The sequence below is a fragment of the Rahnella rivi genome, from assembly GCF_019049655.1.
Classification (GTDB): Bacteria; Pseudomonadota; Gammaproteobacteria; order Enterobacterales; family Enterobacteriaceae; genus Rahnella; species Rahnella rivi.
The window spans coordinates 44,550-66,475 of sequence record NZ_JAFMOX010000061.1 but is presented as its reverse complement, the minus strand read 5'-3'; the positions used below and the strand labels follow the sequence as shown (position 1 = coordinate 66,475).

Sequence of the window (21,926 nt, the reverse complement as noted above, 5' to 3'; positions counted from 1 at the left end):
GCGTCATCAGAAGATGGCGCGGGACGTTTTACATCAGAAACAGTGGCGGAATTATTTCGTCGGTAATTTGATGTCTTTGAACATCTCTTCGATATCTTCATTCGAGCGCAGGGCAATCGCGGTATCCACCACGTCACGCGTCAGATGCGGTGCAAAGCGCTGGATGAAATCGTACATGTAGCTGCGCAGGAACGTGCTGCGGCGGAAACCGATTTTGGTGGTGCTGTAGGTGAAAATATCCCGCGCATCCACGGTCACCAGATCCGGATCCTGAACCGGATCGACCGCCATACTGGCGATCACGCCCACGCCCAACCCCAGCCGCACGTAGGTTTTGATCACGTCCGCATCAGTGGCGGTGAACACAATTTTTGGCGTCAGACCGGCGCGGTTAAACGCGGTATCGAGTTCCGAGCGACCGGTAAAACCGAAGGTATAAGTGACGATGGGATAGGCCGCCAGCTCTTCGATGGTGACCTTCTCTTTACCCGCCAGCGGATGATCGGGCTGAACCACCACCGCGCGGTTCCAGTGATAGCAAGGCAACATGATCAGATCGTCGTACAGGTGCAGCGCTTCGGTAGCAATGGCGAAATCCGCGTTGCCCTTTGAAACGGCCTCCGCGATTTGCGTCGGAGAGCCCTGATGCATATGCAGTGAAACGCGCGGGTAACGCTCGATAAAGCCTTTAATCACGTTCGGCAAGGCGTAGCGTGCCTGCGTGTGCGTGGTGGCGACATACAACGATCCCTTGTCAGGATAGGTATGCTCACCGGCCACGGCCTTGATCGCATCAACTTTGGACAACACTTCGCGGGCGATACGGATGATTTCCTGCCCTGCCGGTGTGACCTGCGTCAGGTGTTTTCCGCTGCGGGAGAAGATCTGAATACCGAGCTCATCTTCCAGCATTCTGACTTGTTTGCTGATCCCTGGCTGCGACGTGTACAGGCCTTCTGCCGTCGAACTGACGTTCAGATTGTGATTAACAACCTCTACGATGTAGCGCAGTTGCTGCAATTTCATATCTCATACCACCCTGGTTTCAAACCCTGTCACCATCCCTGTTCGCCTGCCGGCTGAACAGACTGGAAATGATTTTTATTGAATGCCCGAAGTCTGTAAACGCGCCTTTTTATGAGGCAGACGCATTAGCTTATTACTATTGTGAATAAAAATAAATTTTATATAACAATTATATCAAGAATTAACACGTTGTATAGCCAGATAACATAAGGATTAACGCAGACAGCATAAGCCTGAGAAGAAAGTGGTCAGAAACCTGTCGATGATAGATCTGAATGCAATAAAAAAACCAGCCCGGAGGACTGGTTTTTCACAAAAGAGTAACAATGAGTTATCGCCTGACAGGCGGGCTAACGGCAATCATTACTTTTTGCCTTCCACCCATTTGCCGTCAACGAAGAACGCTGTCCAGCCAGTGGCTTTGCCGTCTTTTTCCGAAGACACGTACTGCTGCTTAGTTTTGCGGCTGAAACGTACCATCGATTTGTTGCCTTCCGGGTCAGCGACGGGCGCGTCCGCAAGATAACTCAGTTTCTCTGGCAAGCGATCTTTAAAGCGCTTCAGCTCTTCCACCAGCGGCGCACGGGTTTCGCGCGATTTCGGGAAAGTATTGGCCGCGAGGAACACACCGGCAGCGCCGTCACGCAGAACGAAGTAGGCGTCTGATTTCTCACACGGCAACTCAGGCAGCGGAACCGGATCTTCTTTCGGCGGTGCAACGTCACCGTTACGCAGGATCTTACGGGTGTTTTTGCACTCGTCATTGGTACAACCCATGTACTTGCCGAAACGTCCCATTTTCAGGTGCATTTCAGAACCACATTTCTCGCACTCAACGATCGGGCCGTCATAGCCCTTGATGCGGAATTCGCCCTGCTCGATTTCGTAACCGTCACATTCCGGGTTGTTACCGCAGACGTGCAGCTTACGCTGGTTGTCGATCAGGTAGCTGTCCATCGCAGTGCCACATTTGCCACAACGACGTTTCGCACGCAGCGCATTGGCCTCTGCCTCATCCCCTTCCAGCACGTTGAGCACTTCGGCATCCGCGATGAGGTTGATGGTGGTTTTGCAGCGTTCTTTCGGCGGCAATGCATAACCGGAACAGCCGAGGAACACCCCGGTGCTGGCGGTACGGATACCCATCGGGCGGCCACAGGTCGGGCACTCAATGCTGGTCAGGATCATCTGGTTCGGGCGCATACCGCCTTCTTCCGGATCCTTTTCTGCGGTTTCCAGTTGCTTGCTGAATTCGGTGAAGAATTCGTCGAGCACGGCTTTCCACTCAGCTTTGTTGTTGGCAACCTGATCCAGACCGTCTTCCATGCGCGCGGTGAAATCATAGTTCATCAGTTCGCGGAAGTTTTGCTCCAGACGATCTGTGACGATTTCACCCATTTTCTCGGCGTAGAAACGGCGGTTTTCAACGTGAACATAGCCACGATCCTGGATGGTCGAAATGATCGACGCATAGGTAGACGGACGGCCAATGCCACGTTTTTCCAGCTCTTTAACCAGTGACGCTTCGCTGAAACGCGCAGGCGGTTTGGTGAAGTGCTGAGTAGGCAGCAGTTGTTGCAGATCGAGGTCGGTACCGACTTCAATAGCAGGCAGAATGCGGTCTTCATCGCCTTTACGCAGCGCTGGCATGACTTTCGTCCAACCGTCGAAACGCAAAGTACGGCCTTTGGCGCGCAGGGAGTAATCGCCCGCTTTCACCGTCAGCGTGGAAGAATCGTATTGCGCCGGTGTCATCTGGCAGGCAACAAACTGACGCCAGATCAGCTGGTACAAACGCTGGGCATCGGCTTCCATGTCTTTCAGTTGTTCAGACACCACGGCCACGTCAGAAGGACGAATCGCTTCGTGCGCTTCCTGTGAATTCTCTTTGTTGCTGTACTGCAACGGCGCTTTCGGCAGGTATTTATCACCGAAATTCTCACCGATGTAGCCGCGAACCATTTCTACCGCATCCTGACTCAGGTTGGTGGAGTCGGTTCGCATGTAGGTAATGTGACCGGCTTCATACAGACGCTGGGCCATCATCATGGTTTTCTTCACGCCGAAGCTCAGACGCGTGCTGGCAGCCTGTTGCAACGTGGACGTAATAAAAGGTGCACCCGGCTTACTGCTGGTCGGTTTGTCTTCACGATCGACAACCGTGTAGCGCGCTTTTTCAAGCAGCGAAACCGCAGCGTGAGTTTGTTCTTTATTAACCGGTTTAAACGGTTTGTCGAGATGATGCGTGACTTCCATTTGCAGCGCGGTGTCTTTCTTCGCCAGCAAATCTGCATGCAATTCCCAATACTCTTCCGGCACGAACGCTTTAATTTCTTTTTCACGCTCGACCACCAGACGCACCGCCACAGACTGAACACGACCGGCGGATAAACCGCGGGCAATCTTCTTCCACAGCAGTGGCGACACCATGTAACCCACCACGCGGTCCATGAAACGACGCGCCTGCTGGGCATTAACACGATCAATATTCAGTTCGCCCGGTTCTTTAAAAGCGTTCTGAATCGCGTTCTTGGTAATTTCGTTAAAGACCACGCGGCTGAAACGTTTATCGTCACCGCCAATCACTTCCCGCAAATGCCAGGCAATCGCCTCTCCTTCGCGGTCAAGGTCGGTTGCGAGATAGATGTGGTCAGCTTTTTCGGCTAACGCTTTTAACTCGGCAACCACTTTTTCTTTGCCCGGAAGTATTTCGTATTGCGCTTCCCAGCCGTGATAAGGATCGACGCCCATGCGATTAACCAGCGCAGTTTTCTCATCCTTTTTTACTTTTTTCTTTGGCTTTTCTTCGGTTGAGACGGCGGTTTTTTTAGCAGCGGATCCACTGGTCGGTAAATCACGAATATGACCGACGCTGGACTTAACCACGTAGTCATTTCCTAAATATTTATTAATCGTTTTGGCTTTTGCCGGGGACTCAACTATTACGAGAGCTTTGCCCATAATTACCTTTACCTGAATGATTCTTCATCAGCTGAAGAAGTTTTTGTCTAGTTATGCCGCGGCACAATATCATGTCTTTTTTTATATTGCGGCAGTGAGTCAGAACGTCAACTCATTTCTTTCAAAGAACGAGCGATCTGACTTCCAGAGGTTCAAAACACTGATTCTGCGAGGGATTAACCAGACAGGGTTCAGCGGACTGTGCCTGTTTTCACGTCAAATAATGACCAAGCGTAAACAAAACATTCCACCTGAAGCCACAAAATCCCACACTCTACCTGATAAAAATCGCTGCGCAACCTAATTAACACCGAATCCCCCATTTCGATAAAGTGGTGAAACTTTTCCCCTGACTGTGCAAAACATGAGCACTTACTTAAAGGATTAACCCCAGCGGATTTGCGGTTTTATCATCAGCAGGATTACAATATCGTCAGAAATTATAGTGGGGAGTAAATAACATGCACGAAAATACATCGGCAATTAGTCGTGAAGCTTTACTGATCGAAGCGAATAAGGTTATCCGTGAACATGAAGATTACATGCAGGGAATGATCGCCACAGAGGTTGAGCAGAAAGGCAATGTGCTGGTTTTCCGCGGGGAATTCTTCATGGATGACGACGGTTTACCCACCCGAAAAACAACGGCTGTATTTAATATGTTTAAACATCTGGCACATCTGTTTTCAGAAAAATACCATCTCGAAAATTAAGTGAATACCAACCGGGATTGTCTGAAGATTTACCGATAAAAAACAGTGATAAAAAAGGGACTTTCGTCCCCTTTTCATTATTGAATGTTCGGTTACAGCAGCGGTTTCTGACTGCGCTGCAACCAGCGCAGGAACAGGCGGTCGGCACTTTCTGCCGCGCTGCCGGTGAACCGGTCCATCATGCGTTTGCGGCGTGCGTAACGCACTGCAATCACCTCATGGTTTTTCATTTCAGCAATCAGCAAATCATCACTGGTTCCGATGGCATCGATCAGCCCTTTTTCACGCGCCTGTGTGCCAAACCAGTGCTCACCGGTCGCCACGGCGTCAATGTCCAGTGAAGGGCGATTCTGGTGCACAAAATCTTTGAACAGCACATGCGTTTCGTTGAGATCTTCACGGAATTTCTCGCGCCCTTCCTCGGTGTTTTCCCCCAACAGGGTCAGCGTCCGTTTGAATTCGCCAGCAGTATGCAATTCGATGTCGATATCATTCTTTTTCAGCAAGCGGTTGAAGTTAGGAATTTGCGCAACCACGCCGATGGAACCGATGATCGCAAAAGGTGCCGCGACAATACGATCGGCAACGCAGGCCATCATATAACCGCCGCTGGCCGCCACTTTGTCTACCGCCACCGTCAGGCGGATGCCGCTCTGGCGTAAACGCACTAACTGCGAGGCCGCCAGGCCGTACCCGTGGACCACACCGCCGGGACTTTCCAGACGTAACAACACTTCATCTTCCGGCGTGGCGACGGCCATCACCGCAGAAATTTCCTCACGCAGCGAGGTCACTTCATGGGCGTCCATACTGCCTTTGAAATCCAGCACATACAGACAAGGCTTGCGTTTGCTCTCGCCGGTTTTCGCCTGCAATTTCTTCTGTCTGGCTTCTGCTTTATCCTTTTTCTTCAGCTCTTTTCCGCGCAGTTTTTGCTCTGCGGGATTAAGCCTTGCAGTGCGCATTTCACGCTGCATCTCGCGATATTGTTCACCCAGGTCTGTCAGCTGTAACTCACCTTTACCCTGAGATTTACGCTGACGAAGCCCGACCACCAGGACCACCAGTGCGCCGATGGCAATGACAACGGTGACGACTTTGGCTAAAAACAACCCATAAAGAGAAAGTAAATCCACTCAAACCGCCTTTTCAATGTGCAAATAAAACCGTGGTAATAAAGATGCTGAACATTCTAGACAATAGCTTAACCGGCGTCTTGCGGGAATGTGACATTGTCAGCCAGAGGTAAATACGGATGCGCGTCTGTTCCAATTTTGTTACAAAAGAGCTGTCTGTTTTTCGGTTAATCATTGAAACTCATGTTCATTTCAGGCATATAACCGGTGATCACACCTGAAACACACCCTAATTCCGCCGAAATGCCGGACCCTGGTTGAGCGCAGTATCTCCCACTTCCGGCGTTTTGATTTTACAAATGACGCATGTGACGACGGCCATTTGCCGCCACATTCCGACCCGTTATGAGGACAGAACGTGCACTATCATCCGAAATCTGACTTACTCAATCACCGCATTATTCTGGTGACCGGCGCAGGCGACGGCATTGGCCGCGAAGCCGCCCTCACCTATGCCCGCTTCGGCGCTCAGGTGATTTTGCTTGGCCGTACAGAAAGTAAACTGGCCAGCGTTCAGCAGGAGATTGCGGCGAGAAATCTGCGCCCTGCTTTCATTTATGCTCTTGATTTGCTCACTGCCAGCCAGCAGGATTGCCAGCGCGTTGCGGATCAGATTGCACAGTGGGTACCGCATCTCGACGGTGTTCTGCACAATGCAGGGCTGCTCACCGAGATCACGCCGATGGCAGACATCGACTTGCAGGACTGGATGAACGTGATGCAGGTGAACGTGAACGCCACCTTCATGCTGACGCAGGCGCTGTTGCCGCTGTTGCTGAAATCGGCCAGCTCTTCACTGGTCTTCACCACCTCAAGCGTGGGGCGCGAAGGCCGCAGCGGCTGGGGCGCCTATGCCGTCTCGAAGTTTGCCACTGAAGGGATGATGCAGGTGCTGGCGGAAGAACATAAGCACACCGGGCTGCGGGTCAACTGCATCAACCCCGGCGGCACGCGCACCAGTATGCGTGCCTCGGCGTTTCCGGATGAAAATAAGGATAAGCTCAAGACACCTGCCGATATTATGCCGCTGTATCTGTACCTGATGGGTGATGACAGCCGCCGTAAAACCGGCATGAGTTTTGATGCCCAGCCAGGCCGCAAAGCGGGCCCTGCCGAATAGCCGTGCCAGAATGCCCTGAAAATACAACGGAGCCTTTCATGACCGAAGATCGCCACAAGCAGCGCCAGCAAAAGTTAAAAGAACAGGTCGATGCACGCATTGACGCCGCGAAAGAACAGCGCGGAATTTTGATTGTTTTCACCGGCAACGGCAAAGGCAAAACCACGGCGGCTTTCGGCACCGTCACCCGCGCCGTCGGTCACGGGATGCGCGCTGCGGTCATACAGTTCATCAAAGGAGAATGGCCGAACGGTGAAAAAAACCTGCTCGAACCGCACGGTGTTGAGTTTCAGGTGATGTCGACCGGCTTTACCTGGGAAACCCAGAACAAAGAGACGGATACGCAGGCCTGTCAGGCCGTATGGCAGCACGGAAAGCGGATGCTTGCCGATGCGTCGTTAGATCTGGTGGTGCTTGATGAGCTGACGTACATGGTCAGTTTCGGCTATCTCGAATTGCAGGACGTGGTGGATGCGCTGAATGCGCGTCCGTCGCATCAGACAGTCATCATCACCGGCCGGGGCTGCCATCGCGATTTGCTGGAAATGGCCGATACCGTCAGCGAACTGCGCCCGGTGAAACATGCTTTTGATGCCGGTATTATGGCGCAACAGGGAATCGACTGGTAACAGGCGTATTCGTCAGTTCCCTGAATGGAGATAAAAAAAACCGCAGTCAGTGACTGCGGTTCTTCAGCGGATTCGAAACAATATCGCTAAGTCGCGATTAGCCTCTTTTCGCCGGGGCACTGCGACGTGCAGGAGCAACCTGAGTGTGGCGCTTAACGGCGCGACGGATCTGGTTGGCTTTCACACGGCGGCGGTCACGTTCTACCGGCATTTTGCTGACGGTTTCTTCGTTCATTTCTACCAGCGTGCGCAGGTAGTTGATGTCCGGGAGATCCAGCTCTTTATAGCCGCCGCGAGGCAGGCCTTTTGGCAGATTCAAATCACCGTAACGAACGCGGATAAGACGGCTGACCTGAACGCCAACGGCTTCCCACAGACGACGCACTTCACGGTTACGGCCTTCGGTCAGGGTCACGTTGTACCACTGGTTAAGACCTTCGCCACCCTGGAATTTGATCGAGCGGAAAGCGGCAGGGCCGTCTTCCAGCTGCACGCCACGGCTCAGCTGTTTGATTTTTTCATCATCAATCTGACCGAATACACGCACCGCATACTCACGTTCAACTTCACGGCTTGGGTGCATCAGGCGGTTTGCCAGTTCACCGTCGGTCGTGAACAGCAGCAAGCCTGAGGTGTTGACATCAAGACGGCCTACGGCAATCCAGCGCGAACCGCGCATTTTTGGCAGACGGTCGAAGACGGTCGGACGGCCTTCAGGATCACTGCGGGTACATAACTCGCCTTCCGGCTTGTAGTACGCCAGTACGCGGCACACGGTGTCCTGAGACTCCATCACTGACAGCACGTGGCCGTCGAGACGGATTTTTGTGCCGCCGGTGACTTCAACGCGGTCGCCGAGCGTGGAGATTTTACCGTCGACGCTGACGCGCCCGGCCTGGATCATCGCTTCCACTTCACGACGCGAACCGTGGCCCGCACGTGCCAGCACTTTTTGCAGCTTTTCGCTTTGCCCTTCGGTGCTGTCCAGCGCATTTTTCGGCTTCTGGTACTTCACTTCGTCTTCGTCACCGGTTTCATCAAACAGCGTTTCAGCTTTTGGCTTGCCGGCGCGTGGTTTCACCGCACGAGGTTTTTCACCGCGTGGATTTTCAGGACGCGTCTTGCCGCGACCTGGTTTTTCGATGCGGGAATCAGAACGTGAATCGCTGCGACCGGCATCAGAACGTGGTTTGTCTGAACGCGGTTTGTCGCTGCGGGGTTTATCACTGTTAGGTTTATCGCTACGTGGCTTGTCTGAACGTGGCTTGTCTGAACGTGGCTTTTCGCCGCGTTTTTCAGCACGTGACAGTTCAGGACGGGCTTTCGCTGCACCGGAGTTTCTGCCGCTTTTCGGCTTATCACCTGGTGAACGTGCCGGTTTGGATCTGTCACTGGAGTGTTTCTGGGAATTATACTTCTCGCTCATTGAGCAGCCTCATTTGTCGCCTTCACAGGCGTCGGGGGGAGCGGCCAGCACGATGTGAACATCGCCTGCCCGTCAAAATTCAGTTTGGGAGATAAGCGGACTGTCGCGGAAACTTCATTTCTGCACGGGATCACTCGACACATGCACAGATAAAACACATCGCCAGACAGCATTACTTATCAATACAATGACTTACAAAAAGTCAGCCCGCCATTATACACAATTATCTTCAATTTGTATGCTTCGGGGGCTGTCAGGGTGATTATTTTTTAGCCAGTAACGCGTAAATGCTTAGCGGAAAGGCGTCGGATCGCCGGCCCCTTCGCGGACCACTTCCGGAACCGACTCGGTCAGATCAATCACCGTAGTCGGTTGCTGGCCGATGGAACCGCCATCAATGACCAGATCCACCAGTTTGCCCAGCTGGTCTTTGATGTCTTCCGGATCAGATTCCGCAAAATCATTGCCCGGCATCATCAGCGTGGTGGACATCAGCGGTTCGCCCAGCGCGTCGAGCAAGGCGATGGCGATAGGATTGGAGGGCACCCGCAGACCGATGGTTTTGCGCTTTTCACTCATCAGACGGCGCGGCACTTCTTTGGTCGCTTTAAGAATGAAGGTGTAGTTGCCCGGCGTGTTGTTTTTCATCAGGCGGAAAGCGCCGTTATCGACATAGGCATACGTCGAAAGCTCGGACAAATCGCGGCATACCAGTGTGAAATTGTGATTGCTGTCTAACTGACGGATCCGGCAAATCCGCTCCATCGCATTTTTTTCTTCCAGACGACAACCCAGGGCGTAACCGGAATCGGTCGGATAGACAATGACCTGACCTTTACGCAGCAGCTCTACCGCCTGACTGATCAGGCGCGGCTGTGGATTTTCGGGGTGAATATAGAAATATTGACTCATTGGATCCTCTCACTCTTTATTCTTTTCCGGTCAGGCATCAGACCGGTTCAATTTCAGGCTGTGTCATCGCAAGCGGCCAGTGTTGCCATACCGGTTCAACGCCTGCGGGAAGCCAAAGTTTGCGGCCAAGCTCAATCCACGAACAGGGCTGATGGAAATCAGAACCCTGCGAGGCCAGTAACTGATAATCACGGGCGTAGGCTGCCAGCTGCGCACGCTCATTCGGTGCCTGCTGACACTGGGCGACTTCCATCGCATCACCGCCCTGCTCAGCAAAATACGCCAGTAAGCGTTTCAGCCACTTGGTCGAAAGATCATATCGCCCCGGATGGGCGACGACGGCCTGCCCGCCTGACTGATGAATCGCATCAATCGCTTGTTCTATTGTACACCACTGTGGCGGAACGTAGCCGGTCTTGCCTTTGGCGAGGAATTTTTTGAACACCTGCGCGATGTTATCCGCCGCGCCGAATTCCACCAGATAGCGGGCGAAATGCGCACGGGTGACGGCTCCGCCATTGGCCAGACGCAGCGCGCCTTCCCAGGCACCGTCAATGCGTGCTTTCGCCAGCCGGTTGCCCATTTCCTGCGCGCGTTGCTGACGCAAACCGGCCTGCGCACTGAGTAAACTCATCATCGCCGGATGCTGCGGATCAATGCCCAGCCCGACAATGTGGATCTCATGGTTTTCCCACAAAGTGGAAATCTCAACGCCATTAATCAGCACCAGCGGCAATTGCTGCTGCGCAATCGCCTGCGCCGCACGTGCCAGCCCTTCGGTACTGTCGTGATCGGTGATCGCCAGTACGCCGACGCGCATTTCAACCGCCCGCGCGACCAGTGCTTCAGGCGTTAAATAGCCGTCCGACGCCGTGGTATGGCTGTGGAGATCGTAAAGCGTGAAGGCCGTGCTGAGGTTCTGGTCGTCTTTCGGGGGTGAAACTGTTGTGGGTAAAGTCATCGTCACGTCGGGGATTTAACCTTTTCTGAATGCAGTTCATATCATAACGCGTTAGGCCGCCTCACGTTAGGGCTATCTTGCCGATGTTTTCACCTCGCCGTTACGCACTGTTACGGTGCGATAACATCTGAGCGCACTAAAGTTGTGAAATCCGCTGAAAAGAGGGTTGACTTTATATCCGTGAACTAGTTTACTAGTACGCAAGTTCACGAGGCAGTTCGCTGAAGAACGTCGTGACAAACCAATTCAGAAAGCTTAGTTTTTAAAACCATAGCTTTCATAAACTAACAAGAGTGTCTGATGATGAAAATTCACATGATGGCGGTTCTCAGCTGGTGGCGTACTTCCCCTTGTCGGGCGGAGTAATCACGCATAGCTGTCATCAGACGCTGCAAGATTTCCGAAGCCCGCTTAATGCGGGCTTTTTTATGGCCGTTTATTTGAAAACGTTGATAAAAATTCAGGAAGCAAAATGACAACTCCAACACCACGTTTAGAATTGCTGACCGCGCAGGGATGTTATCGCGGCGACCCGACGGCCATTTTTCATCAGCTGTGCGGCGCGCGTCCTGCGACCCTGCTGCTTGAGTCCTCCGAAGTGACCAGTAAAGAAAACCTGAAGAGCCTGCTGATTGTTGACAGCGCACTGCGCATCACCGCGCTGGGTTTGCAGGTGTCCATTCAGGCCCTGACGCCGAACGGTGCCTCTTTACTGCCGCTGATTGATGCCGCGCTGCCTGCTGAAATTCGCAATGACGTCCGCCCGAATGGCCGCGAACTGACGTTCCCTGGTATCGATCAGATGCAGGATGAAGATGCGCGTTTGCGTTCCCGTTCAGTGTTCGACGCGTTACGCAGCATTCTGACCTGCGTTGAATCTCCGGCTGAGGAGCGTGAGGCGATGTTCCTCGGCGGGCTGTTTGCCTATGATCTGGTCGCCGGTTTTGAAGATTTACCTGCATTAACCTCCGACCAGCGTTGCCCGGATTTCTGTTTCTATCTTTCTGAAACGCTGCTGGTGCTCGATCACCAGAACCGCACCTGTCGTTTGCAGGCCAGCCTGTTCACGCCGTCGGCTGATGAGAAACAGCGTCTGCATGCCCGCCTCGAACAACTGCAACATCAGTTGCAACAGCCACCGCACGCCATCCCGCAGCAGAACGTGCCGGAAATGCAACTGAGCGTGAACCAGAGTGATGAAGAGTTCGGTGCTGTGGTTGAGAAAATGAAAGTGGCCATCCGCGCCGGTGAGATTTTCCAGGTGGTGCCTTCGCGCCGTTTCTCCCTGCCTTGCCCTGCTCCGCTGGCCGCGTATGAAACGCTGAAAAATAACAATCCAAGCCCGTACATGTTCTTTATGCAGGACAACGATTTCACGCTGTTTGGCGCCTCCCCGGAAAGCGCGCTGAAATATGACGCCACTAACCGCCAGATTGAAATTTACCCGATTGCCGGGACCCGTCCGCGCGGCCGCCGTGCCGACGGTTCGCTGGATTTGGATCTCGACAGCCGCATCGAACTGGAAATGCGTACCGACCACAAAGAGCTGGCCGAACATCTGATGCTGGTGGATTTGGCGCGTAACGATCTGGCACGTATCTGCGAGCCGGGCAGCCGTTATGTCGCCGACCTGACCAAAGTGGACCGTTACTCTTTCGTTATGCATCTGGTGTCCCGTGTGGTCGGCACGCTGCGTCATGATCTCGACGTACTGCACGCCTATCAGGCGGTAATGAATATGGGCACGCTGACCGGTGCGCCGAAAGTGCGCGCTATGCAGCTGATTTCGGCTTCCGAACAAACCCGCCGCGGCAGCTATGGCGGCGCGGTGGGTTACTTCACCGCTCACGGCGATCTGGATACCTGCATCGTCATCCGCTCTGCTTACGTTGAAGACGGCATTGCCACCGTGCAGGCTGGCGGCGGCGTGGTACTGGATTCCGTACCGCAGGCCGAAGCCGACGAAACCCGTAATAAAGCCCGTGCTGTACTGCGCGCCATCGCCACTGCCCACAATGCGAAAGAGGTATTTTAAGATGGCCGATATCTTACTCATCGATAACGTCGATTCCTTTACTTACAACCTGGTCGATCAGTTGCGTTCAAGCGGTCACAACGTGGTGATTTACCGCAATCAGATCCCGGCTGACGTGATTATCGAAAAACTCAGCCAGCTGGAAAAACCGGTGCTGGTGCTCTCTCCCGGACCTGGCACCCCGTCAGAAGCCGGTTGCATGCCTGAATTGCTCAAACGTCTGCGCGGTCAGTTGCCGATTATCGGCATCTGCCTCGGTCATCAGGCGATTGTGGAAACCTACGGGGGTTTTGTCGGCCAGGCAGGTGAAATTCTGCACGGCAAAGCGTCTTCGATTACGCATGATAATGAAGGCATGTTTGCCGGAATGAACAACCCTCTGCCGGTGGCGCGTTACCACTCGCTGGTCGGCAGCCAGATCCCCGACGGGCTGACCGTTAACGCGCGCTACGGCGACATGGTGATGGCGGTGCGTCATGAAGAAGATCGCGTATGCGGTTTCCAGTTCCATCCGGAATCCATTTTAACTTCACAGGGCGCCCGTCTGCTTGAGCAGACACTGGCCTGGGCTTTGGCGTAAGGAGAGCGATCATGCAAACGCAAACTATTCCCGGCATTCTGGAGAATCTGTATCTCGCACAGCCGATGACGCAGGAAGAGAGCCAGCAGTTATTTACCGCCATCGTCAATGGCGAACTGGAACCGGCTCAGTTAGCGGCAGCCTTAATCAGTATGAAAGTGCGTGGCGAGCAACCGGCTGAGATCGCCGGTGCGGCAAAGGCGCTGCTGGCGCATGCAGAGCCGTTCCCGCGCCCGGATTATCCGTTCGCGGATATCGTCGGCACCGGCGGCGATGGCACGAACAGCATCAACATTTCTACCGCCAGCGCCTTTGTTGCGGCTGCCTGTGGTGCGCGTGTGGCGAAACACGGTAACCGCAGCGTATCCAGTCGTTCCGGTTCATCGGATTTACTGGCCGCGTTTGGTATTCGTCTGGATATGCCGGCGGAAGGATCCCGCGCGGCGCTTGATGACCTGAACGTGTGTTTTCTGTTTGCGCCGCAGTATCACACCGGATTTCGCCATGCGATGCCGGTGCGCAAATCACTGAAAACCCGCACCCTGTTTAACGTGCTAGGCCCGCTGATTAACCCGGCACGTCCGCCGCTGGCGCTGATAGGCGTTTACAGCCCGGAACTGGTGTTGCCGATTGCAGAAACGCTGCGGGCACTGGGTTACGAGCGTGCGGCGGTGGTTCACGGCGCAGGCATGGATGAAGTCGCTATCCACGCAGCCACGCAGGTGGCCGAGCTCAAAGACGGCAAAATTACCACCTACGAGGTCACGCCGCAGGACTTCGGTCTGGACAATTACCCGATTGAATCCCTGCTCGGCGGCGAACCGGAAGAAAACCGTGACATTCTGGCACGCTTATTACAAGGTAAAGGTGATCCGGCCCATGAAGCCGCGGTAGCCGTCAATGTGGCGATGCTGCTGCGCCTTTTCGGTCAGGAAGATTTAAAACAAAACGCACAACAGGCATTGGCCGTCATGCGCAGTGGTGAACCCTACCAGCGCGTGTTGGCATTGGCAGCAAGAGGATAAGTGATGCAGCAGGAAACCGTGCTCCACAAGATTGTTCGCGACAAAGAAATTTGGGTCGCGGCGCGTAAAGAACAACAACCGCTGGCCAGCTTTCAGAATGAAATAACTCAGAGCCAGCGCAGTTTCTACCATGCCCTGCAAGGCGCAAGAACGGCCTTTATTCTGGAGTGCAAACAAGCCTCTCCGTCGAAAGGGAAGATCCGTGAAAACTTTGATCCGGTAGAAATCGCCAGCGTGTATAAAGACTACGCCTCCGCTATTTCCGTATTAACCGACGAAAAATACTTCCAGGGCAGCTTTGATTTCCTGCCTCTGGTCAGCAAAACCGCCACGCAGCCGGTGCTGTGCAAAGATTTCATTATCGACCCGTATCAGATCCATCTGGCCCGTTTCTATCAGGCCGATGCGATTCTGCTGATGCTGTCAGTTCTGGATGATGATCAGTACGTTCAGCTTGCCGCCGTCGCCCACAGCCTGAATATGGGCGTGCTGACGGAAGCCAGTAATGAAGAAGAACTGGATCGCGCGGTGCAATTGAAAGCCAAAGTGGTCGGCATCAATAACCGTGATCTGCGCGATTTGTCTATCGATCTCAACCGCACCCGCGAGCTGGCCCCGCGTGTACCGCACGGCGTCACCGTCATCAGCGAATCGGGGATCAACACCTATGGGCAAATTCGTGAGCTGAGCCGCTTCGCCAATGGTTTCCTGATTGGCAGCGCGCTGATGTCTGAACAGAACCTGAACAGCGCGGTACGCCGTGTGCTGCTGGGTGATAATAAAGTCTGCGGTCTGACCCGCGCTCAGGACGCCCGGGCCGCGCATGAAGCCGGTGCCATTTACGGCGGGTTGATTTTCGTCGAAGGGTCACCGCGTTTTGTGACACACACGCTGGCGAAAGAAGTGCAGAACGGCGCACCGCTGAAATATGTCGGCGTATTCCGTGATGAACCGGTCAGCAACGTGGCTGAAACGGCTCAGACACTGAACCTGGCCGCCGTGCAGCTTCACGGCGAGGAAAGCCAGACATACATCGATGAACTGCGCGCGGCGTTACCAGAAAATATTCAGATCTGGAAAGCGCTGAGCGTTAAAGACAGCATCCCGTCACGCGACCTGAAAAATGTTGACCGCTACGTGCTGGACAACGGCAAAGGCGGCACCGGTTATCGTTTCGACTGGAGCAAGCTGGCCGGTCAGGATCTGAGCAATGTGCTGCTTGCCGGTGGTCTGAGCGCAGATAATTGCGTCGAAGCCGCGCAGCTCGGTTGCGCAGGGCTGGATTTCAATTCCGGTGTTGAAAGCGAGCCGGGCATCAAAGATGCCGAAAAAATCACCGCCGTATTCCAGACATTGCGGGCGTATTAAGCCGCACGCAATGACGCAAAAATTGACAGACAGGACGGAATATCATGACTTTACTTAATCCCTACTTTGGCGAATTTGGCGGCCAGTATGTGCCGCAAATTCTGATGCCTGCGCTGGCGCAGCTGGAAGAAGCTTTTGTCAGCGCACAGCGCGACCCTGAGTTTCAGGCTGAATTCATTGATTTACTGAAAAACTACGCAGGCCGCCCGACGGCGCTGACGCTGTGTAAAAACCTGACAGCCGGCACTAAAACCAAGCTGTACCTCAAGCGCGAAGATTTACTGCACGGCGGTGCGCACAAAACGAACCAGGTGTTGGGTCAGGCATTGCTGGCGAAACGCATGGGCAAAACGGAGATCATCGCTGAAACCGGCGCCGGTCAGCATGGCGTGGCGTCAGCACTGGCCTGTGCCCTGCTCGGCCTGAAATGCCGCATTTATATGGGCGCCAAAGACATCGAGCGTCAGTCCCCGAACGTGTTCCGTATGCGTCTGATGGGTGCGGAAGTGATCCCGGTGCACAGCGGCTCCTCCACGCTGAAAGATGCCTGTAACGAGGCGCTGCGCGACTGGTCTGGCAGCTATGAAACCGCTCACTACATGCTCGGCACCGCGGCAGGTCCGCATCCGTATCCGACCATCGTGCGTGAATTCCAGCGCATGATCGGCGAAGAAACCAAAGCACAAATGCAGGAACGCGAAGGCTGCCTGCCGGATGCGGTGATCGCCTGTGTCGGCGGCGGTTCCAATGCCATCGGGATGTTTGCTGATTTCATCGACGACACCAGCGTGAAGCTGATTGGTGTTGAACCGGGCGGCCTGGGCATTGAAACCGGGCAGCACGGCGCGCCGCTCAAACACGGCCACGTGGGTATTTATTTTGGTATGAAAGCGCCCATGATGCAGACGTCAGAAGGCCAGATCGAAGAGTCCTATTCTATCTCCGCCGGTCTGGATTTCCCGTCCGTCGGCCCGCAGCATGCGCATCTCAACAGCATTGGCCGTGCGGAATATGTCTCGATCACCGATGACGAAGCGCTGGAAGCCTTTAAAGCTTTGTCCCGCCATGAAGGGATTATTCCGGCACTGGAATCCTCACATGCGCTGGCACATGCACTGAAAATGATCAAAGAAACACCGGAGAAAGAACAAATTCTGGTGGTGAACCTGTCGGGTCGCGGTGACAAAGATATTTTCACCGTACATGACATCCTGACTGCCCGGGGAGAAATTTAATGGAACGTTATCAGCAATTATTCGCGCGTCTGGAAAGCAAAAAAGAAGGCGCGTTTGTTCCTTTCGTTACGCTTGGTGACCCGGGCGTTGAGCTGTCACTGTCAATCATTGATACGCTGATTGAAGCCGGTGCCGATGCGCTGGAACTGGGCATCCCGTTCTCCGATCCGCTGGCCGACGGCCCTGTTATCCAGAATGCTAACCTGCGTGCCTTTGCTGCCGGTGTGTCACCGACGCAGTGCTTCAATATGCTGGCACGCATTCGCGAAAAACACCCGGACATCCCCATTGGCCTGCTGATGTACGCTAATCTGGTTTTCCATAACGGCATTGAAACCTTCTATCAGCGTTGCGCTGAAGTGGGCGTCGATTCTGTGCTGGTGGCTGATGTGCCGTTTGAAGAGTCAGCGCCATTCCGTGCAGCCGCGCTGCGTCACGGTATCGCCCCCATCTTTATCTGTCCGCCTAATGCGTCAGACGATTTGCTGCGCGAGATCTCCTCGCACGGCCGCGGCTACACGTATTTGCTCTCTCGCGCTGGCGTGACCGGCACTGAAAAGCGTGCGCTGACGCCTCTGAATCATCTGGTCGATAAGTTGCGTGAATATAACGCCGCGCCACCTCTGCAGGGCTTCGGTATTTCCGAACCTGCGCAGGTCAAAGAAACCCTGGCCGCAGGCGCAGCAGGGGCTATTTCCGGTTCTGCGACCGTGCGTATTATCGAAAACAATCTGCACCAGCCTTCCGAAATGCTGGCTCAGCTTTCCCGTTTCGTCAGTGAAATGAAAGCCGCCACCCGCGCATAACCGGTATAAACAGAACGTGAGGGGTTAAAACACTCGCGTTCTGTCTCTTTTCACCTCTTTGCGATTTTTCTGCACTTAAATAGTTGCCTATTTATTTGTATAAACCCCATGAATAAACCAAACTAAAATCACTCACCAAGCCTATGATTATACGGGCTCTGACCGCATCGCTTGCGTGAGTTCAGGTCTTATGTGTACTGATCGTTTCTTTTGGTTTTATAACAAAGCATGGAGAGTTATTTATGAAGCTATTCAAGACCTTGTCTGCGTTCTGCATGGCAGCCGTTGTGGTAATGGCTGTTGCCGCCTGTGCGCCAACAAAAAAATCAGAAGGAACCGGCGGGTATATCGATGACACCGTGGTGACGACGAAAGTGAAATCAGCCTTGCTGGCAGATAAAACTATCGCATCGCGTGAAATCAGCGTCGAAACCTTTAAAGGTCGCGTACAGCTGAGTGGCTTTGTGACGTCAACCGCTGATGCTAACCGTGCGGTAGAAGTGACGCGCGGCGTGGCCGGTGTTCGTTCAATTGAGAACGACATGCGTCTGAAGTAATCAGGCTTGCCGGAAATAAACGTGAAAGAGGCGCCTGAGCGCCTCTTTTTTATGCCTGTATCGTCGATCAGAAACGGTAGCCGACGCCAAACATAAAGACCCACGGGTCAATCCGGGTGTTGATGTTTTGCTGCTCGCCACCGGCTTTGAATTTCACTTCCGTATCAATATCCATCCACCAGACAGACATGTTGATCAGCCAGTTCTCATCGAGGTTGTAGTCAACACCGGCCTGCGTAGCCACGCCCCAGGAGTCTTTTACGCTCAGGTCTGACAATCCCGCATCGCGGCCAGTCTGGTTGAAATTTGTGTCGTAAAAGGTGGTGTAGTTGATACCCACACCGAGGTACGGACGCAGTTTATCCAGCTTATCTCCGAAGTAGTACTGCGCCATCAGAGACGGCGGCAACTGTTTCACTTCCGCGATGGTGCCGGTGCTTTTCAGCCCGACTTTATGCTGGAACGGCGTGGCGGCCAGTAACTCGACGCCGATGTTATCGGTAAACATATAGCCGAGTGTCATGCCCATCTGCGTATTGTTATTGATATCAAAAGAACCCAGTCCAAGTACATTGTCTGATCCTTCGGTCGGACGAACCGTGGCTGTTCCTACGCGAAAAATCACATCCCCTGCCTGATGTGCGTTCGCAACCGCCGGAAATGCCGCTGCCGCGACGAGTGCCCAATATGCTGCTTTCATTATCCCTTCCCTTTGTATGGATTAGTATTCACCGCGCGAATGATACCCACTCTGTGGCATGGTTTGATCTACGCGGGATCACATCTTTAAAACAAATTTTCACAAATTGCATCTTTCGCAAACCGATCTAAATCTATAAAAACAAAGGAATTGATCTACATCAAAAACGAGGGAATTTGTTGAGTTCACAAATGCAGCGAATATCTGTTGCTTAAAAAAAAGGCACTGCGTAGTTTGGACAGTTCTGTGGATTTTGGTTTGGTGCAGTAAAGGAGTCTGCCGCTTTCCAAAATGAGCGAAATGAACAATCCCTGTATGACCTGTGGCGCATGCTGTGCGTATTTCCGGGTATCCTTTTATTGGGCTGAATCTGAAGAGGCTGGCGGACGCGTTCCGCAGGCGCTGACAGAGCAAGTCACTCCCTTTTTGAGTTGTATGCAGGGCACTGGCAGTAAGTCACCGCGCTGTATCGCTCTGGAAGGTGAAGTGGGTCAGTCTGTTTCCTGTTCCATTTACCTTAACCGCCCCTCACCCTGCCGCGAATTCGATCAGTCGGGTTTGAATGACGTGAGTAACTCCGCCTGTGACCGCGCCCGTGCGCATTACGGCCTGCCCCCGCTGGAAGTGAATTTACCGTTACCTGATTTTGTTAGCTGATGGCTTCAGGCAGCAAATCATCATGCAAAATGACAGGAAGTCAGCGCAAAACTATCGGCGATAACCATTTAAAGGTTACAATCGCCGTCTTATTGTTTTTTGCTTTTTGCCAAGGAGCGTTCATGCCTATCACGGCCAGTACGTTGTACCGTGACAGTTTTAATTTTATGCGTAATCAGTTGGGTAGCATTTTGCTGCTCTGCGTGCTGACCGCATTAATTACCGTCATCTTGAACCAGATTTTCATGCCTGGCAGCGACCAGCTTAGCGTGCTCAGTGCAGGCAGCGACGATTTGCTGAGTAACACCGGCATGAGTATTCAGGAGCTGGTTCAAAGCATGTCGCCTGACCAGCAGAAAGTGTTGCTTCAGGTTTCTGCAGCGGCCACTTTTTCTGCGCTGATCGGCAATGTGTTACTGGTTGGCGGAATGTTAGTTCTGCTTCAGCAGGTTTCCGGCGGAATGCGGACCAGCGCGCTGCGGGCACTTGGCGCTGCGGCACCGATTATGCCTCGCCTGTTCGGTCTGATGCTGATTTGTACGCTGCTGGTACAACTGGGTCTGACATTGTTCGTCGTTCCGGGCATTGTGCTGGCGGTGGCGACGTCCCTGTCTCCGGTGCTGTGCGTTAATGAAAAACTCGGCGTGTTTAAATCCGTAAAAGTGAGCAGCAAACTGGCGTTCGCGAACCTGCGCTTAGTGGTTCCGGCGATCATGTTCTGGCTGGCAGCAAAAATGGTGCTGTTGCTGGTGGTGAGCCGCCTGGCGATGCTGTCTCCTGACGTTGCCGCGGTGATTCTGAGCGCGCTGAGCAATCTGGTTTCTGCCTTATTGCTGATTTATCTGTTCCGTCTTTACACAAAATTACGCGTGTAATATTTACAACTCTTTTTAAAGGGCGCTCAGGCGCCCTTTTCTTTTGTCCGCGAAATGATTCCGGTATAGTCATCCCATACATAAAACATGGAATGAAGTATGAAGCAGCTCCTCGATTTTCTTCCCCTGATTGTCTTTTTTGTGGTTTATAAGCTTTACGACATTTTCGTCGCATCAGGCGCGTTAATCGCTGCCACGGCGCTGGCGCTGGTCATCACCTGGGTGGTGTACCGTAAAATTGAAAAAATGACATTAATCACCTTTGCCATGGTTGCCGTGTTCGGCACCCTGACGCTGGTTTTCCATAATGATGAATTCATTAAATGGAAAGTGACCGTGATTTACGTGCTGTTCTCCGGCGCACTGCTGATAAGCCAGCTGGTGCTGAAAAAACCGCTGATTCAGCGGATGCTGGGCAAAGAACTGACATTACCCGATCACGTGTGGAATAAACTGAATGTCAGCTGGGCGATCTTTTTCCTGCTCTGCGGTCTGGCGAATATTTACGTCGCATTCTGGTTACCGCAAAATATCTGGGTTAACTTTAAAGTGTTCGGCCTGACGGTCCTGACGCTGGTATTTACCCTGCTGAGCGGGGTGTATATTTACCGGCATATGCCGGATGAAGAAAAAAAATAAGTGTTCTCCTGTCTGGGCCTTTCTCTGAAAGGCCTTAATTTTTGAAGTCATTGAACTGTGTGAAGCCACTCTCTATGAACGAAAAACATAGCTTACCTAATGGTGAAATGGTGCTGCGTACGCTGGCAATGCCCGCGGATACCAATGCGAATGGCGATATATTTGGCGGCTGGTTAATGTCGCAGATGGATATGGGGGGTGCGATTCAGGCCAAGGAGATCGCCAAAGGTCGTGTGGTGACAGTGCGAGTGGACGGCATGACGTTCCTCAAACCTGTCGCTGTGGGAGATGTTGTATGTTGCTACGCACGCTGCATCCGCACCGGCAACAGCTCCATCACCATCAATGTGGAAGTCTGGGTTAAGAAAGTCTCCTCCGAGCCCATCGGGCAGCGTTACAGAGCCACTGAAGCGGTCTTCACGTATGTTGCCGTGGATGAAGAAGGCAAATCGCGCCAGCTGCCAGACGGCCGCAGTAATTTCAGCGTTGATTCTGACGGTGTGTCGCAGGATTAATAAAACGCCGTCATGCTTTAGAAACAAAAAAGGTCGCCTGTTAAAGGGCG

The 21,926-nt window shown here is 53.2% G+C and carries 19 protein-coding genes, 1 pseudogene and 1 other annotated feature; of the genes and pseudogenes, 13 read left to right on the top strand and 7 right to left on the bottom strand.

The window, feature by feature from the left end; all coding sequences use genetic code 11:
* Nucleotides 1-51: 51 nt before the first annotated feature.
* Together cysB and topA are read right to left on the bottom strand one after the other, a co-directional pair.
* On the bottom strand, nucleotides 52-1,026 hold the full coding sequence (gene cysB / locus J1779_RS14415; RefSeq protein ID WP_056780687.1) for an HTH-type transcriptional regulator CysB: 975 nt from the start codon (nucleotides 1,024-1,026) through the stop codon (nucleotides 52-54).
* 363 nt (nucleotides 1,027-1,389) lie between these two features.
* Nucleotides 1,390-3,987: a type I DNA topoisomerase gene (topA, locus tag J1779_RS14410; RefSeq protein WP_122095507.1), complete on the bottom strand. Its 2,598-nt coding sequence runs from the start codon at nucleotides 3,985-3,987 to the stop codon at nucleotides 1,390-1,392.
* Between the two features lie 461 nt (nucleotides 3,988-4,448).
* On the opposite strand from topA, the gene J1779_RS14405 reads away from it, so the two are divergent.
* Nucleotides 4,449-4,700: a YciN family protein gene (locus tag J1779_RS14405; RefSeq protein WP_056780695.1), complete on the top strand. Its 252-nt coding sequence runs from the start codon at nucleotides 4,449-4,451 to the stop codon at nucleotides 4,698-4,700.
* Nucleotides 4,701-4,792: 92 nt separating this feature from the next.
* Here J1779_RS14405 and sohB read toward each other — a convergent pair whose 3' ends face one another.
* Nucleotides 4,793-5,836: a protease SohB gene (sohB, locus tag J1779_RS14400; protein ID WP_056780698.1), complete on the bottom strand. Its 1,044-nt coding sequence runs from the start codon at nucleotides 5,834-5,836 to the stop codon at nucleotides 4,793-4,795.
* Nucleotides 5,837-6,194: 358 nt separating this feature from the next.
* On the opposite strand from sohB, the gene J1779_RS14395 reads away from it, so the two are divergent.
* Together J1779_RS14395 and cobO are read left to right on the top strand one after the other, a co-directional pair.
* A complete protein-coding gene (locus J1779_RS14395) occupies nucleotides 6,195-6,956 on the top strand; it encodes a YciK family oxidoreductase (RefSeq protein WP_056780701.1) in 762 nt (253 codons plus the stop codon).
* 38 nt (nucleotides 6,957-6,994) lie between these two features.
* Complete coding sequence (gene cobO, locus J1779_RS14390; protein WP_217204064.1) at nucleotides 6,995-7,585, top strand: cob(I)yrinic acid a,c-diamide adenosyltransferase; 591 nt, start codon at nucleotides 6,995-6,997, stop codon at nucleotides 7,583-7,585.
* Nucleotides 7,586-7,682: 97 nt separating this feature from the next.
* Here cobO and rluB read toward each other — a convergent pair whose 3' ends face one another.
* The 3 genes from rluB to rnm all read right to left on the bottom strand — a co-directional run bounded on the left by rluB (nucleotide 7,683) and on the right by rnm (nucleotide 10,884).
* The gene (rluB, locus tag J1779_RS14385; protein WP_183848129.1) at nucleotides 7,683-8,573 is read right to left on the bottom strand and encodes a 23S rRNA pseudouridine(2605) synthase RluB; all 891 of its coding nucleotides are present in this window, start codon (nucleotides 8,571-8,573) and stop codon (nucleotides 7,683-7,685) included.
* A gap of 729 nt (nucleotides 8,574-9,302) precedes the next feature.
* Nucleotides 9,303-9,923 (bottom strand): L-threonylcarbamoyladenylate synthase, encoded by a 621-nt coding sequence (locus J1779_RS14380; protein ID WP_056780712.1) that lies wholly within the window; start codon nucleotides 9,921-9,923, stop codon nucleotides 9,303-9,305.
* A gap of 37 nt (nucleotides 9,924-9,960) precedes the next feature.
* Complete coding sequence (rnm, locus tag J1779_RS14375; protein ID WP_056780715.1) at nucleotides 9,961-10,884, bottom strand: RNase RNM; 924 nt, start codon at nucleotides 10,882-10,884, stop codon at nucleotides 9,961-9,963.
* A 327-nt stretch (nucleotides 10,885-11,211) separates the two neighbouring features.
* Nucleotides 11,212-11,314 (top strand) — a sequence feature (Trp leader region).
* Nucleotides 11,315-11,356: 42 nt separating this feature from the next.
* On the opposite strand from rnm, the gene J1779_RS14370 reads away from it, so the two are divergent.
* From J1779_RS14370 to J1779_RS14340, 6 genes and pseudogenes are all read left to right on the top strand, one after another.
* Complete coding sequence (locus tag J1779_RS14370; RefSeq protein ID WP_122095511.1) at nucleotides 11,357-12,919, top strand: anthranilate synthase component 1; 1,563 nt, start codon at nucleotides 11,357-11,359, stop codon at nucleotides 12,917-12,919.
* A 1-nt stretch (nucleotide 12,920) separates the two neighbouring features.
* A pseudogene (gene trpD, locus J1779_RS25550) lies at nucleotides 12,921-14,524 on the top strand (bifunctional anthranilate synthase glutamate amidotransferase component TrpG/anthranilate phosphoribosyltransferase TrpD).
* 3 nt (nucleotides 14,525-14,527) lie between these two features.
* On the top strand, nucleotides 14,528-15,892 hold the full coding sequence (gene trpCF, locus J1779_RS14355; RefSeq protein ID WP_217204061.1) for a bifunctional indole-3-glycerol-phosphate synthase TrpC/phosphoribosylanthranilate isomerase TrpF: 1,365 nt from the start codon (nucleotides 14,528-14,530) through the stop codon (nucleotides 15,890-15,892).
* A 41-nt stretch (nucleotides 15,893-15,933) separates the two neighbouring features.
* The gene (gene trpB / locus J1779_RS14350) at nucleotides 15,934-17,127 is read left to right on the top strand and encodes a tryptophan synthase subunit beta (RefSeq protein WP_183848127.1); all 1,194 of its coding nucleotides are present in this window, start codon (nucleotides 15,934-15,936) and stop codon (nucleotides 17,125-17,127) included.
* Nucleotides 17,127-17,933 (top strand): tryptophan synthase subunit alpha, encoded by an 807-nt coding sequence (trpA, locus tag J1779_RS14345; RefSeq protein ID WP_136375053.1) that lies wholly within the window; start codon nucleotides 17,127-17,129, stop codon nucleotides 17,931-17,933. Before trpB ends, trpA begins: the two co-directional genes overlap by 1 nt.
* Before the next feature lie 242 nt (nucleotides 17,934-18,175).
* Nucleotides 18,176-18,490, top strand: a complete 315-nt coding sequence (locus J1779_RS14340) for a BON domain-containing protein (RefSeq protein WP_056780743.1) — start codon at nucleotides 18,176-18,178, stop codon at nucleotides 18,488-18,490.
* A 67-nt stretch (nucleotides 18,491-18,557) separates the two neighbouring features.
* Here the strand turns inward: J1779_RS14340 and ompW are convergent, their stop codons facing one another.
* Nucleotides 18,558-19,190 carry an outer membrane protein OmpW gene (gene ompW, locus J1779_RS14335; protein WP_217204060.1) on the bottom strand — a complete coding sequence of 211 codons (633 nt, stop codon included), beginning with the start codon at nucleotides 19,188-19,190 and terminating at the stop codon, nucleotides 18,558-18,560.
* Between the two features lie 291 nt (nucleotides 19,191-19,481).
* Here ompW and J1779_RS14330 point away from each other — a divergent pair, with 291 nt between their 5' ends.
* From J1779_RS14330 to yciA, 4 genes are all read left to right on the top strand, one after another.
* The gene (locus J1779_RS14330; protein ID WP_136375055.1) at nucleotides 19,482-19,847 is read left to right on the top strand and encodes a YkgJ family cysteine cluster protein; all 366 of its coding nucleotides are present in this window, start codon (nucleotides 19,482-19,484) and stop codon (nucleotides 19,845-19,847) included.
* A gap of 122 nt (nucleotides 19,848-19,969) precedes the next feature.
* Nucleotides 19,970-20,722 carry a YciC family protein gene (locus J1779_RS14325; protein WP_056780752.1) on the top strand — a complete coding sequence of 251 codons (753 nt, stop codon included), beginning with the start codon at nucleotides 19,970-19,972 and terminating at the stop codon, nucleotides 20,720-20,722.
* Between the two features lie 99 nt (nucleotides 20,723-20,821).
* Nucleotides 20,822-21,361: a septation protein A gene (locus tag J1779_RS14320; protein WP_056780754.1), complete on the top strand. Its 540-nt coding sequence runs from the start codon at nucleotides 20,822-20,824 to the stop codon at nucleotides 21,359-21,361.
* 74 nt (nucleotides 21,362-21,435) lie between these two features.
* Nucleotides 21,436-21,876: an acyl-CoA thioester hydrolase YciA gene (gene yciA, locus J1779_RS14315; RefSeq protein ID WP_056780758.1), complete on the top strand. Its 441-nt coding sequence runs from the start codon at nucleotides 21,436-21,438 to the stop codon at nucleotides 21,874-21,876.
* Nucleotides 21,877-21,926 lie beyond the last annotated feature (50 nt).

Excerpts from the sequence above, each read along its gene's own strand:
- cysB (WP_056780687.1), bottom strand. The coding sequence starts at position 1,026 with ATGAAATTGCAGCAACTGCGCTACATCGTAGAGGTTGTTAATCACAAT.
- topA (WP_122095507.1), bottom strand. The coding sequence starts at position 3,987 with ATGGGCAAAGCTCTCGTAATAGTTGAGTCCCCGGCAAAAGCCAAAACG.
- J1779_RS14405 (WP_056780695.1), top strand. The coding sequence starts at position 4,449 with ATGCACGAAAATACATCGGCAATTAGTCGTGAAGCTTTACTGATCGAA.
- cobO (WP_217204064.1), top strand. The coding sequence starts at position 6,995 with ATGACCGAAGATCGCCACAAGCAGCGCCAGCAAAAGTTAAAAGAACAG.
- J1779_RS14380 (WP_056780712.1), bottom strand. The coding sequence starts at position 9,923 with ATGAGTCAATATTTCTATATTCACCCCGAAAATCCACAGCCGCGCCTG.
- rnm (WP_056780715.1), bottom strand. The coding sequence starts at position 10,884 with ATGACTTTACCCACAACAGTTTCACCCCCGAAAGACGACCAGAACCTC.
- J1779_RS14370 (WP_122095511.1), top strand. The coding sequence starts at position 11,357 with ATGACAACTCCAACACCACGTTTAGAATTGCTGACCGCGCAGGGATGT.
- trpCF (WP_217204061.1), top strand. The coding sequence starts at position 14,528 with ATGCAGCAGGAAACCGTGCTCCACAAGATTGTTCGCGACAAAGAAATT.
- trpA (WP_136375053.1), top strand. The coding sequence starts at position 17,127 with ATGGAACGTTATCAGCAATTATTCGCGCGTCTGGAAAGCAAAAAAGAA.
- J1779_RS14340 (WP_056780743.1), top strand. The coding sequence starts at position 18,176 with ATGAAGCTATTCAAGACCTTGTCTGCGTTCTGCATGGCAGCCGTTGTG.
- ompW (WP_217204060.1), bottom strand. The coding sequence starts at position 19,190 with ATGAAAGCAGCATATTGGGCACTCGTCGCGGCAGCGGCATTTCCGGCG.
- J1779_RS14330 (WP_136375055.1), top strand. The coding sequence starts at position 19,482 with ATGAGCGAAATGAACAATCCCTGTATGACCTGTGGCGCATGCTGTGCG.
- J1779_RS14325 (WP_056780752.1), top strand. The coding sequence starts at position 19,970 with ATGCCTATCACGGCCAGTACGTTGTACCGTGACAGTTTTAATTTTATG.
- J1779_RS14320 (WP_056780754.1), top strand. The coding sequence starts at position 20,822 with ATGAAGCAGCTCCTCGATTTTCTTCCCCTGATTGTCTTTTTTGTGGTT.
- yciA (WP_056780758.1), top strand. The coding sequence starts at position 21,436 with ATGAACGAAAAACATAGCTTACCTAATGGTGAAATGGTGCTGCGTACG.